Origin of the sequence: Nocardia sp. NPDC049707 (genome assembly GCF_040674855.1) — a bacterium.
GTDB lineage: Bacteria > Actinomycetota > Actinomycetes > Mycobacteriales > Mycobacteriaceae > Nocardia.
Genome location: NZ_JBFANN010000023.1, coordinates 52,416 through 65,124 on the forward strand (window position 1 = coordinate 52,416; position 12,709 = coordinate 65,124).

11 protein-coding genes and 1 riboswitch are annotated in these 12,709 nt (G+C 64.2%); of the genes, 6 read left to right on the plus strand and 5 right to left on the minus strand.

Going from position 1 to position 12,709, the window contains the following annotated elements; genetic code table 11:
- Positions 1-25 precede the first annotated feature (25 nt).
- Positions 26-697 carry an ammonium transporter gene (locus AB0J29_RS21135; RefSeq protein WP_364788585.1) on the plus strand — a complete coding sequence of 224 codons (672 nt, stop codon included), beginning with the start codon at positions 26-28 and terminating at the stop codon, positions 695-697.
- 254 nt (positions 698-951) lie between these two features.
- Here AB0J29_RS21135 and AB0J29_RS21140 read toward each other — a convergent pair whose 3' ends face one another.
- From AB0J29_RS21140 to AB0J29_RS21150, 3 genes are all read right to left on the minus strand, one after another.
- Entirely contained in the window at positions 952-2,166 is a 1,215-nt protein-coding gene (locus AB0J29_RS21140; RefSeq protein WP_364788767.1) for an O-succinylhomoserine sulfhydrylase, read from the minus strand.
- On the minus strand, positions 2,163-2,579 hold the full coding sequence (locus AB0J29_RS21145; RefSeq protein WP_364788588.1) for a rhodanese-like domain-containing protein: 417 nt from the start codon (positions 2,577-2,579) through the stop codon (positions 2,163-2,165). The genes AB0J29_RS21140 and AB0J29_RS21145 overlap by 4 nt, the downstream gene beginning before the upstream one ends.
- A gap of 14 nt (positions 2,580-2,593) precedes the next feature.
- Positions 2,594-2,710: riboswitch (SAM riboswitch) on the minus strand.
- A gap of 65 nt (positions 2,711-2,775) precedes the next feature.
- On the minus strand, positions 2,776-3,231 hold the full coding sequence (locus AB0J29_RS21150) for a hypothetical protein (RefSeq protein ID WP_364788591.1): 456 nt from the start codon (positions 3,229-3,231) through the stop codon (positions 2,776-2,778).
- Between the two features lie 364 nt (positions 3,232-3,595).
- On the opposite strand from AB0J29_RS21150, the gene AB0J29_RS21155 reads away from it, so the two are divergent.
- Together AB0J29_RS21155 and AB0J29_RS21160 are read left to right on the plus strand one after the other, a co-directional pair.
- Positions 3,596-5,005 (plus strand): FAD-dependent oxidoreductase, encoded by a 1,410-nt coding sequence (locus AB0J29_RS21155; protein WP_364788594.1) that lies wholly within the window; start codon positions 3,596-3,598, stop codon positions 5,003-5,005.
- Positions 5,006-5,129: 124 nt separating this feature from the next.
- The gene (locus tag AB0J29_RS21160; RefSeq protein ID WP_364788597.1) at positions 5,130-6,014 is read left to right on the plus strand and encodes an amidohydrolase family protein; all 885 of its coding nucleotides are present in this window, start codon (positions 5,130-5,132) and stop codon (positions 6,012-6,014) included.
- Between the two features lie 89 nt (positions 6,015-6,103).
- Here AB0J29_RS21160 and AB0J29_RS21165 read toward each other — a convergent pair whose 3' ends face one another.
- Together AB0J29_RS21165 and AB0J29_RS21170 are read right to left on the minus strand one after the other, a co-directional pair.
- A complete protein-coding gene (locus AB0J29_RS21165; protein WP_364788600.1) occupies positions 6,104-7,780 on the minus strand; it encodes a thiamine pyrophosphate-binding protein in 1,677 nt (558 codons plus the stop codon).
- 13 nt (positions 7,781-7,793) lie between these two features.
- Complete coding sequence (locus AB0J29_RS21170) at positions 7,794-8,441, minus strand: SRPBCC family protein (protein WP_364788603.1); 648 nt, start codon at positions 8,439-8,441, stop codon at positions 7,794-7,796.
- Between the two features lie 333 nt (positions 8,442-8,774).
- Between AB0J29_RS21170 and AB0J29_RS21175 the strand changes: the two genes are divergently transcribed.
- The 3 genes from AB0J29_RS21175 to AB0J29_RS21185 all read left to right on the plus strand — a co-directional run bounded on the left by AB0J29_RS21175 (position 8,775) and on the right by AB0J29_RS21185 (position 12,698).
- On the plus strand, positions 8,775-9,407 hold the full coding sequence (locus tag AB0J29_RS21175; protein WP_364788606.1) for a hemerythrin domain-containing protein: 633 nt from the start codon (positions 8,775-8,777) through the stop codon (positions 9,405-9,407).
- A 205-nt stretch (positions 9,408-9,612) separates the two neighbouring features.
- A complete protein-coding gene (locus AB0J29_RS21180; RefSeq protein WP_364788609.1) occupies positions 9,613-12,279 on the plus strand; it encodes a nitrate- and nitrite sensing domain-containing protein in 2,667 nt (888 codons plus the stop codon).
- A 14-nt stretch (positions 12,280-12,293) separates the two neighbouring features.
- A complete protein-coding gene (locus AB0J29_RS21185) occupies positions 12,294-12,698 on the plus strand; it encodes a roadblock/LC7 domain-containing protein (protein WP_364788612.1) in 405 nt (134 codons plus the stop codon).
- The last annotated feature ends 11 nt before the right edge of the window (positions 12,699-12,709 follow it).

The following is a 12,709-nucleotide window of genomic DNA, read 5'->3' on the forward strand; positions in this document are numbered from 1 at the left end:
TCCATGAAATAGAAAAGGACATTTCGTGATCGAAATCTCGCGCATCGCGGCGATCGCTATCGCATGCGTTGCAGCAATCGCGCCGGTAACCGCCCGCGCGGAAGCACCCGCCGAACATGACATCGAGTACAAGGTCACCTCGGTGGACCGTGTTGTGACAACCACGCTATCGGGAGGGACCTTCGCGCTCGACCACGATCACAACTCGTTCACGATTCGTAATGAGAGCGGCGCCCCCGTGATGGTCGTGCCAACACGATTCACCGTGGGCGACAAGGTGCTCACGGTCGACTCAGCACTCAGCAAAGACGCGAAGGAGCTGCGGTTGACGCCCGGTGAGCTGCGTCCCGCCGCCGCGCCGACCGCGAAGCCGGTCGCATCGCCCGTCGAGAACCAGGCCGCGCTGTCGGAGTTCGCGACCCGATTCGGGCTCGCCACCACGATCGGCACATTCGTCGGCACCGCGATCGGCCTGGTCGTCGGAGGCGTTACCGGATGCCTTATCGGTTTGCCGCTGTTCGCGGTGGGCTGCATACCTGCCGCGATCGCTGGTGCGGGGATCGGCGGCGTTCTGGGGACAATCGCTGCCGGGGGACCGGTCCTGGCGCTTTCGGCCATGGAGCTGCTCGAAACGCTCAACGCGCCCGACGGTACGAGTAAATGGGCGCAGAACTCTTCGCTGAAACCTGCGAGTTAGTTGATCGGCTGCGCGATGTCATCAGAAGCGATATAGCGCCGACAGGGGGCAGCCAGGTATTTGCCCGATTCTCGGCGAATACTGCGGCGACCACCGTGGGCTGCCGCAAACGGCAACGCAGCGATCATCGCCCGCATGATCCACCTCGATGTGAAAAAGGTCGGCAGCATCCCTGACGGAGTCGGCTGGCGCCGGAAACCGGCGACCAGTCAGCCGACTCCACGTCGGCGTCACCAACCTCGCTGCTCATACGTTCAGCTGAGCGCGTTGTCCAGATCGCTGAGCAGATCCTCGACATCCTCGAGTCCCACCGATATCCGGACGACGCCGTCGGAGAGCCCGATGGTGGCGCGACCTTCGGGGCCCATGGCGCGGTGGGTTGTGGTGGCTGGATGGGTGATGAGGCTTTTGGCGTCGCCGAGGTTATTGGAGATATCGATGATGCGCAGGCGGTTGAGGACCTCGAAAGCGCGCTTCTTGGCCTCGCTGGCGGGCGCGTTCAGTTCGAAGGTGACCACGGTGCCGCCGCCGCTCATCTGGCTGGTCGCCACGTCGTGCTGTGGATGCGATTCCAGATACGGGTAGCGCACCCACGAGACGGATTTGTTGCCCTCGAGGAAGCGCGCGATGCGCAGTGCGGATTCGGTCGAATGACGCACGCGCAGCGGCATGGTCTCCAACCCCTTGAGCAGGGTCCAGGCATTGAACGGGCTCAATGCCGGACCGGTATGGCGCATCAGGTTTTTCACCGGACCGTCGATGTAGTCATGGGCGCCGAGGATCGCACCACCGAGTACCCGGCCCTGACCATCGATGTGCTTGGTGCCCGAATACACCAGCACATCCGCACCGAGTTCGAAACCGCGCTGCAGCAGCGGCGTGGCAAAGACATTGTCCAGCACGACTTTCGCGCCGGCGGCATGGGCGAGTTCGGTCACCCGACGCACGTCGACAAGCGTCTGCATCGGATTGGCCGGTGTCTCGAAGAAGACGGCCTGGGTCGGCACCGAAAGCGCCTGCTCCCACTGATCCAGATCATCGCCGTCGACGAAGACCGTTTCCACACCCCAGCGCGGCAGAATCTCGTTGCACACCACGAAGCACGAGCCGAACAGGCTGCGCGCGGCCACAAGTCGGTCACCGGCGCCCAAAAGCGCACCGAGTGCGGTGAATACCGCGGACATACCGCTCGCGGTCGCGAAACAGGCTTCGGCGCCGTCGAGCAGCCGCAGCCGCTCCTCGAACATGGCCACCGTCGGGTTGCCGTAGCGGGAATAGACGAAATGTTCGATATCGCCGGTGAACGCGGCCTCGGCCGCTTCGGCGCTCTCGTAGACGAAACCCGAGGACAGATACAGTGCCTCGGCGGTTTCCTCGAATCCCGAGCGGCGCAGGCCACCTCGCACGCCGAGCGTCGCGGGACCGACGCCTTCGGGCAGCGGCTTATCGAACGCACCGCCGGTGATCATGACTGCCGCCACGGCAGGCCGGTGGCGCGCCACCCCGAGCCGCCACGATGTCCGAACTCGTCGATCGGGCCTTCGAAGCCCTCCAGCACATTGAACGACGGGGCGATGCCCGCGCCGGTCGCGGCTTTCGCCGCACCGATGGAACGCTGTCCGGAGCGACAGAGGAAGACGACGGGTGCCGCCGGATCGCGACCCTCGAGCGCCGTGGTCAGCTGCTCGACGAACTGACCGTTGCGGGCGCCTGAGCTGTCGACCCATTCGATCAGCACCGTCGGTCGCTCGATCGAACTCGTATCCGGAACACCGACGAAACGCCATTCGGCCTCGGTGCGCACGTCGACCAAGACGGCTTCGGGGTTGTCTTGCAACAACTCCCACGCCTGCCGCGGGGTGATGTCACCGGCATATGTCATGCGATCCTCCTGTGAATCCACGCTTGCCGCACCTGGGTTTCGGTGCGCGGCCAGGTCGTCACCCGGAGCACCCCACCGCGGAGGAGGGTTGCCGACCAGCCAGCCGGGGCTTGGCGCTGGTACTCATGACCTGAAAATGAGATTGCCTGGGCATGGGCGGCCATGTCAAACCCCAGTTCGCGTCGCGCGTGCGCAATCAACCGCAGACGATCCAGCGGTCTCCGGAACGGGTCAGATCCCAGGTCGCCGGTGTTTCGCGGCCGTCGACCGCGATGGTCACCGTCGCCTTGGCCTTATCGCCGTCGACCATCGCATGCTCAATCTTGGTGACTTTGATCGACTTTCCGGCCGCGGCGCCACCGAACTGATGCATGAGCGGTGTCTTGCTCTCGTCGAATCCTGGACAGGCAACACCGGGTGGCGGCGTGTTGTCGGTGGTGGCGCGGGCCTCCGCGTAGCGCTGCACCGCGGCGGCGATCTTGTCCGATTCTGTGACATTTTTCTCAGCGGGCGAGAGCACTGCACCGAGCACGATCGCGATCAGTACGACAGCGGCGAAGACGGCCGCTGCCATGAACGGCGCGATGGAGCGACGATCGGTCTGATCGACCTCGATTACCGGTTCTGCATCGGTGCCCTGCTGCTCTGTCATGGGTCGATCATCCCTGGTGGGCGGCGGTATCCGGCATTCGGCCCCTGGCCGCCCCGGATATCCGGCACGCGCGGATTCGATAGATGTCGGCGGAGCGGGTAGTCACGGTAGGTGAGTCGGGCAGCGAACACCCGGTGTACGCACTGCCGCAGGGTGCGCGGTATGCCACCGATAGAATCGCGAGGCTGCGGTCCTGCTGTCATAGCCGAGATGGCCGCCTGCCCGCATCGTCAGGTGCGACCGAAAGGATGCGTCAAGTTAGCCTAAGCTAAGACTGACGCTGTTGAACGCTTCGACCATAAGGGTGCGCGTAAAGATGACCGAACACAGTGCAGAGTCGACTAGCGGTGCACACGGGCCCTCCGTGGTTACGCAGGCTGCCCGGCCTGACGCGCACACCGCTGGGACTCGCCCGCTTCGCATCGCGATCGTAGGCGCGGGACCGGCCGGTATCTATGCCGCCGACGCGTTGATGAAGTCCGATGCCGAGGTGAGCATCGACCTGTACGAGCGCATGCCGGCGCCGTTCGGGCTGATCCGTTATGGCGTCGCGCCGGACCACCCGCGCATCAAGGGCATCATCACCGCGCTGCACAAGGTGCTGGACAAGCCCCAGGTCCGCCTGCTCGGCAATATCGACTACGGCACCGATATCACCCTCGACGATCTGCGCGCGTTCTATGACGCGGTGATCTTCTCCACCGGCGCCAATGCCGACCGCGCACTGCCGATTCCCGGTATCGACCTGGACGGCAGCTACGGTGCGGCGGACTTCGTGTCCTGGTACGACGGCCATCCGGATGTGCCCCGCACCTGGCCGCTGGAGGCGGAGAAGGTCGCGGTCCTCGGTGTCGGCAATGTCGCGCTCGATGTGGCGCGTGTGCTCGCCAAGACCGGCGACGAGCTGCTGCCGACCGAGATCCCGCCGAACGTCTACAACGGTCTGAAGGCCAATAAGGCGATCGAGGTGCACGTCTTCGGTCGCCGCGGGCCTGCTCAGGCCAAGTTCACCCCGCTCGAGCTGCGCGAGCTCGATCATTCCCCGACCATCGAGGTCATCGTCGATCCCGAGGACATCGACTACGACGAGGGCTCCGAGGCCGCGCGTCGGCACTCCAAGCAGGTCGACATGATCTCCAACACCCTGGAGCAGTGGGCCATCCGCGATGTCGGCAATCGGCCGCACAAGCTGTTCCTGCACTTCTTCGAATCCCCCGCCGAGATCCTCGGCGAGGACGGCAAGGTCGTCGGCCTGCGCACCGAGCGCACCCAGCTCGACGGCACCGGCAATGTCAAGGGCACCGGCGTGTTCAAGGACTGGGAGGTGCAGTCCGTCTACCGCGCCGTGGGTTACCTGTCGCAGAACCTCACCAACCTGCCGTTCGACGATCAGGCCGGTGTCGTCCCGAACGAGGCCGGACGCGTCCTCGCCGATGAGGCCGCCGACGGTCCGGACCGCTACCTGCCCGCCACCTACGTCACCGGCTGGATCAAGCGCGGTCCGGTCGGCCTCATCGGCCACACCAAGGGCGACGCCAACGAGACCGTGGCCTGCCTGCTCGACGACAGCGTGAACTTCACCCCGGCCGCCAAGCCGGAACTGGATGCGGTCACCGACTTCCTCGAGGGCAAGGGCATCCCGTTCACCACCTGGCAGGGCTGGTACCGCCTCGACGCCCACGAGCGCGCCCTCGGTGAGCCGGAGGGCCGCGAGCGCGTCAAGGTCGTCGAGCGGGAGGACATGCTGCGCGCCAGCGAGCCGCACAAGGTCTAGTGCGAATGCCACCGGGGGTGACCGTGACCTCCTGTGGCGCTGCACAATCCGACCCAGCCGCCGCAGCGCAAAATCTGTCGGGTCCGCGGCAGCAAAAATTCCGTCACTGAGGCATTCTGTACAAGTGTTCGATGCCCATCTCCACATCTTCGACCCGCGGTTCCCGCTGGCCGAGAACGAGGGCTACCTGCCCGACCCGTTCACCATCGCCGATTATCGAAAGCGCATGTCGCGCTTCGATATCGGCGGCGGTGCCGTGGTCAGCGGATCTTTCCAAGGCACCGACCAGACCTATCTGAAGGCGGCGCTGGCGGAGCTCGGCGAGGGCTGGGTCGGCGTCACCTCGCTGGACCCGGACGCCACCGATGACGAGATCATCGAACTCGATCGGATCGGTGTGCGGGGGCTGCGGTTCAATGTCAAGCGCGCGGCCGCGGATATCACCGCGATGACGCTGCAGGCATTGCGTGCGCACGACCTCGTCGGCTGGCATGTCGAGGTCTATATCGACGGCACCATGCTCCGCTCGATGGAGCCGGTGATCTCGAAGCTGCCGGTGCTCTCCATCGACCACCTCGGTATGTCCGAGGAGGGGCTGCCCTATCTGCTGGGTCTGGTGGATCGTGGGGCGCGGGTCAAGGCGACGGGTTTCGGGCGGGTGCAGATGAAGGTGGCTCGTACGCTGCGCCGGATCCACGCGGTCAATCCCGAGGCGCTGATGTTCGGTACCGATCTGCCCGGCACTCGCGCGGGACGGCCGTTCCGGGATTCCGATGTCGATCTGATCTGCGATGTGGTCGGCAGCGATATGATCAAGGTGCTCGAGGACAACGCGCGGGCGTTCTATCGACTGCCCGCCCGCGAGCGCGCGATTCCGGCCGATCCGACGCCGACCCTGCCGATCCATCGCACCGAACTGCCGACGTTGCCGCTGCGGCGTGATGAACTGCCGAAACTCGAACCGGCGGATACGATTCCGTTTACGATTCCGTTCCCGATCATCGAGTGAGGACGGGTCGTCTCGCTGTTCACCGTCCGCGGATAGCCGTGACCAGTCCGGACGCGAGTCCGGTGCTGTCGCTGATGGCCCGGAGCGACTCAGGCTGATGCTGCTGTCAAAAACGGTACGAATGGGGGAATCTCGTCGGGATCGCACTCGATCGCGACGAAACGGGGCCCGGCATGCCCGGTATGCCCGGACAGCGCGGCGCGCAACTCATCCAACCCACGCACCGCATGACAAGGCAGCCCTGGGAACATCGCTGCCATCCCTTCGGCCAGCATTGCGTGGGTGAAACGGTTGCGGTCGTCGTCGTTTCGACCGTACAGCCGCTCCCGCACCACACACATGGCATGCGCGTTGTTATTGAATATCACGAACGTGATCGGCAACGCATGCTCTATTGCGGTGTGCACTTCCATGCCGTGCATGAAAAACGAGCCGTCACCGGCGATAACGTAGGTCGGGCGTCGGGTGGCGAACGCGGCGCCGATCGCGGCGCCGAAGCTGTAACCCATGCCGCCCATGCCCAACGCCAGTCCGAACCGGGCGTCTACGGGTAGGTCGAGGTAGTGCACCGCCGCCGCACCGGTGTTGCCCGCGTCCGCGAAGATCGCACTGCTTGCGGGCAACAGTTCGGAAATTGCCTCCATCGCCTCCCGGTAACGTAGCCCCGGCCCATGCGTGGCGGGCGCGCGCAACCGGACCGGAGCAGCGGGTAGGTCGGAACTGAAAGCCTGCTCTGATTCGATTGCGCTGCTTGCCCTTTGCCGCAATGCCGCAGTGAGCTGTGGCAAAGCGGCAGCCAAATCCGGGGCGGCGGCGTAGACGGCGGGTACGTAGGGCGGCTGCGCTCCGACACAGGCGACCGGGGCATCACCGAGCGGGATCTGCGCTACCACCGGCAACTGGGTGCCCACCAGCAGACACAAGGCGGCTGTCTGCGCCATATGGACCAATTCCGGGTGACCCATTGTCCCCACGACACCGCAGTAACCCGGCTCGCGCGGACCATAGACATCCTTTCCATCCGGAGTCACACCGACCGCGGCGTCCAACGTCGCCACCAGATCGCGCAGCGCGTCACGCGCGTCGTCACGCGCCACCTGATCTCCCGCAATCACCAGGATCTTGCCGGTCGCCCGCGCTGTGTCCAGTGCCGCGCATACCGCGGCCAAGTCGGACGGATCCCCGGCCGGGCGCGATGGCAGCCGCAACTGCCCCGGTCGCGCTCCGATCGGCGAGCGTTGTATGTCCTTCGGCAGCAACAGCACCGCCGGTCCGCCGCCGTAGGCAGCTTCGACCGCGGCCACGAACTGTTGTGGAAGGTCCGTCGCGTTGTCAACGCGCGCGCAATAGCGCGACACTGCGCCGAACAGTCGCACCGCATCGATGCTGCCCGCCCGACCGCTTGTGTCTTGGAAAGCGCCGTTGCCCTCTAGATTCCGTGGCGGCTGCCCGACCAGCGCGAGTACCGGCACCTGCGAAGCGAACGATTCCGCCAGCCCGGCAACGAGGTTCATCGCGCCACCGCCGGACGTCGCCACCACGACGCCCAACCCGCCGGTGGCGCGGGCGTATCCGTCGGCCATCGTGGCTGCCGCGAATTCGTGCTTGGCGACCACACCATGGACACCGGCGCCGCTGTCCGGGGCGTAATAGGCGGCCGCATCGTAGACGTCCTCGATATTCGCGCCGTCCATCCCGAAGAAGTGCCGAACACCCAACTCGGCGCATCCACGCACGAGGTAGTCGGCCACTCGCCAGTCTTCCATGCCGAGTAGGCCGTCAGCTGTCGAGAAGAAGGTGTGGGCCGACCGGCAGCCGACTACTGTGTCGGTACTCCAGAATGGCCTTGAGATTGTCGAATTCGATGGTATGGCCCGCGCCGAAGATTCCCCACATGTCGCCGACCCACCCCTTGCGGTCTGCCGGGGCTGTTTGCGGATAAGGGTTTTCGCTGTAGTAGGGGTGCCGGCAGTTGGTCCACATCACCACGGAGCCGGGGCGTTTGAGGACCAGTTCGGCCGGGACGACTCGCATCAAGTAGATCATCCAGAGGTCGCGCCCCTGATCCCACGCGCAGTGGTAGTCGACGGTCAGAGCCTCGGCGTTGGCGACAACTTTCATGAAGATCTTGGTATCGACGCCGAGCGAGTCAACGCCTTGGTATAGATCCGGCACATCGGTCGGTTCGAAATCGCGCGTGCTGTAGGTCCATTCCGACAAGCTATGAATATTTGCGAGGTATTCGTAGGTATCTTGCGGCGGGCAATCGATGTAGTTCTGGACAGTGCAGTATTTGCCATAGATATCGTCATACGAGTAAGCGTCCTGCGTCAGGGCGGCGCATCTTGCCATTAGCTCTTCGGCACCGATCTGTTCTCCCCGAACCAGTCCTGGAATGTCGGAAAGCTGTTGCTCATCGATCTTCATGCGCCGCAGAGTACACCGCTATCGAGTGGAATGTGCGGTTGTCGTCAGTAGGTCGGTTTGAGAGCTGGATGGCATGAAACCCCCTAGTAGGGACCGGGATTCGACTCGCACATGCCGATGCCGTTCGGCGGCAAGCCAGCCCCTTCCCGTGAATGGGAACGGTCGATCCATGGGGCTAATATCCCGCAGTACCGCTCTCGCACGGGGCGCGCCGACCGATATACCGAGAAGTTCAAGAAAATTTAATTGAACGGCAACGTAATGCCGATGTGCAGACTTTGTCATGCCGTGCACAAGCCTGCAATAAGATTCGGAAATCCCTAGGAGCTGATAGTGAGTCCGTCCTTTTCCGACTTGCCGACCGGCCATCAGACGATGCTGTTGGCTCACCGTGCCATGGTGACCGATCTACCACGGATCGCCGATTCCGCTTCGCGGTTGGCCGAGACCCCGGATCCGACGCGTGCCGCCGCACTGCGTGGCTATGTCGATCGGGTGCATGCACTGATCGCCCACCACCACGAGGGCGAGGATGGGTTCCTCTGGCCCCGGTTGCGAAGCCTCGGTGCCGACGAGGACGCGATCGGCCGCCTCACTGCCGAGCACGAAGAGTTGGACAAGTTTCTTGTCGAATGGCACCGGGCGGCAGAGCATTTGGGCGACGGTGGTACTGCGGCGACCGAGCTGGCTCGCCGCACACTGGAGGTGCACCAACGACTGGTCGTCCATGCCGCGGACGAGGAGGAGGAGTTGGCAGGCAGGCTCGCCCCGGTTCTCGACAATGCCGTGTGGAAGGGCTTCGAGACCCACATGCGCAAGACGGCCCCGCTCTGGACGCTGCGATTCATGCCTGCCTGGCTACTGACCGTGGCCGCACCGGACGAACAGACCGGAGTGCCCGCCCTGCCGGTGGCGCGGCTCTTCCGCGGCTGGCTCGAACGCCAGCAGCGCGCCGCCCTCGGCTAGGCCGTACGACGGCATCTCGCACCACAATTCGACACCAAGGCCGAGCCCGCTCCCGCGGGTCCATTACCGAATCCGACAGCATCCCAAGCCCTTCCGGGGATGGGAATAGATGATTTGTGGACAGACTATGCACAAAGTCAATCGCGCCATCCGGTTTACGCCAAGTGTGCGATTCCGCGTTCTCGCGATAGCGCTCATACCCAGCTTGTCGCTGCTGCTTGTCGGCGGCGGCACGGCCGGATACCTGTTGAACAAAGCCAACGACATCAAGTCCTGGTCGACCGCCGCCACCCAAACAGCCGGTCCTGCATTGAACTTCGTCGAAGCGGTGCAGCAGGAGCGCCGCACCAGCATGCTTGTGCTGGCAGGCGATGAGTCGGCCGCCGCGGGCCTTGCGGCCGAGCGGGGTCGACTCGACGGCGCGATTCCCCCGATGATGGTCGCAGGCGACGCCTTGATCAAACTGTTCGAGGGGTCGGTGGGCGATGCCGTTGTGCAGATGCAGGCGACGTTCGGTCAGCTACCGCTGATACGGCAGCGCGTCGACCTGAAGGCAGCTCAGGTCGACGAGGTCTACGACTACTACAACAAGGTCATCCAAACGGTCATCGTCGCTGGGCGACTGGCAGCGCGCACGGCCAAGGTGCCCGAGGCCGCCAATGAACAGGACACGCAGGTAGGCCTTTTCGAAAGCGCCGAGGCGATGTCCCGCAGTAGCGCTTTGGCGGCTGCGGCGGCGATCCAGGGCGGATTCGCTCCTTCGCAACAAGTGGAGTACAGCAAACTCGTCGGGTTCTACCGCGCAGAACTCGACAATCGGCAAGTTCAGTTGCCCCCAGACGAGATGGCCAAATATCAAGCGCTGGTGTCGAGTCCAGCGTGGCTGCGGATGGGAACGCTCGAGGACGGCCTGCTCCGACGCGCGATCGTGACTGAGATTCCTTCTGTTCCAGCGGGTGCGTCTGTTCCTGGGGCTGCGTCTGTTCCTGGGGCTGCGTCTGTTCCTGGGACTGCGACCGCTCCAGGGACTTTGTCCGCTCCGGGGCCTTCCTCGTCGACAGGGAATTCCACTGGTCAAGGGACTGCGTCCGCGACGGGGAATTCCTCGAATGGCAGCACAAACCAAGTTGGAACCTCGGTGAATGCCACCGGACCCGCGTCGACGCCACCGATGCCGCCCCTCGCCGGGTGGAAGGATGCGGCCGAGGAGGTCAGCTCTGAGCTGCGCGGGTTGTGGAACTCGCACTTGCGCTATGCCGGAGGCGTGGCCGAGCGGGAAGGCAATCGGTTATCCCGTCAATCCATCGAGGGTGGCGTGGCCGTGTTGGGGTTGTCGCTGATCGCATTCATCGCCGCAGCGTGGCTGTCGCAGCGGCTGATCGGGCGGCTGCGCAGGCTGCGGGCGGAAACCCTGGCGGTCAGCGAGACACGATTGCCCAAGATCATGGCTCAACTCGGACGAGCCGAACCGGTCGACCTGAGCCGGGATTTGCCGAAGCTCGACTTCGGCCGTGACGAAATCGGGCAAGTCGCTGATGCGTTCAATCGGGCACACATGGCCGCTACGACCGCTGCGGTGAACGAGGCTCAAACCAGGCAGGGTGTTCGTGCGGTCTTTGTCAACATCGCCCACCGGAGTCAGGTGACGATGCACCAATTGCTATCGCTGTTGGACACTGCCGAGCATCGCCACGATGATCCGGATACGCTGAAAATGCTGTTCGAGTTCGACAATCTCGCCACGCGGGAGCGGCGCAACGCCGAGAACCTGGTGATCCTGGGCGGCGAACAACCCGGCAGGCAGTGGCGTAACCCGGTGCCGCTGCGTGATCTGGTGCGGAGCGCAGTTACCGAGACCGAACACTATCCGCGGATCCACACCGTCCGGCTGCCCGACGTAGCCATTGCCGGTTCGGCCGTGGCAGACCTTATCCATCTCATCGCCGAGCTGATCGACAACGCAGCGACCTTCTCGCCGCCGAAAACCCGCGTTGAAATCAGCGGGGCCTTGGGAGGGTCCGGCGTGATCGTCGAGATCTCCGACCTGGGGGTGGGTTTGACCAGAAATGAAATCGCCCAGATCAACGAGACGTTGACCAACCCGCCGGACTTCAATGTCGCTGCGCTCTCCAGTGACCCGCGGCTCGGTCTGTTCGTGGTGGCGCAGCTGGCGAAGCGCCACGACGTCGTGGTGCGCCTGAACGAGTCCGATTATGGCGGTATCCGCAGCGTCGTGCGACTGCCTTACGAACTGGTTGCCGAGGACCAGCCCGTTGAGCCGACTTCGCAGGCCGAGGCCAGCGACGAAACCGTCGAAGAGGACGCCGGTGACCTGAGGCACCGGTCGCGCAAGGTCATTCGGCGGCCCAGTTCGGCCGAGTCGGAGGATGGCGACGAGGCGATTTCCCAGGCCGAGCCCGACGATGACACCCTCGATGACGACCTCGGTGAGGTGCGGCGCTGGTCGGAACGGCTCAACCGGGAGCACAAGTCGGTTGCGGTGGACACTCCGGGCGAGCCGGCAGAGGTACTGGTGTCACCGAGTGCACAACCGGTTGCTCACGTCGATGCGTTCAGAAGCCGAACATTGGCCGAGACAGCGAGAGCGCACTCCAATGACGTTGAGCTGGAGCACATCCCGTATGACGACGGACCTCCGCTTCCGCAGCGCAAGCGACAGACTCATATAGTCCCCCAGCTCTCCGAACCTCCGGCCCCCATGCCCGACGACCACCCCAGCGTCCGTATTCAGCGGGACCGAGTATCGGGGCAGGGGCGGCCAGTCGACCTTTGGACCGCGTTGCAGGCCGGAACCAAACTCGGTCGCTCAGGCGTCCCGGCCGGAACGCGCAGTGAAGACCTCGACCGATGATGAAGGACAATGGAATGAACGACGGCTTCGGTAAGTTCAGCTGGATCCTTGACGAACTGGCGGAGCGCCTGAACGGTGTTCGCTACGTCGTGATGCTGTCCAACGACGGATTGATGCTCGGACACTGCGCGCAAATTCGCCGGGAAGACGCCGAACGCTTCAGTGCGCTGGCGTCGGCATTGCACAGCCTGGGAGCCAGTGCGGGAAGGCAGTTCTCGGCAGGCAATCTGCAACAGGTCATGGTGGAACTCGACGAGGCGATGCTATTCGTCACCTCGGCGGGTGCGAATGCCTCGCTAGCGGTCCTCGGCGAAGCCACCGCGGACTGGGGCTTGATCGCGCACGAGATGAACCTGACAGTACAGCGCATGAGCACCTGGCTTTCCACCAAACCGCGCCACAGCAAACAAGTCAAATGATGTGACGCCGT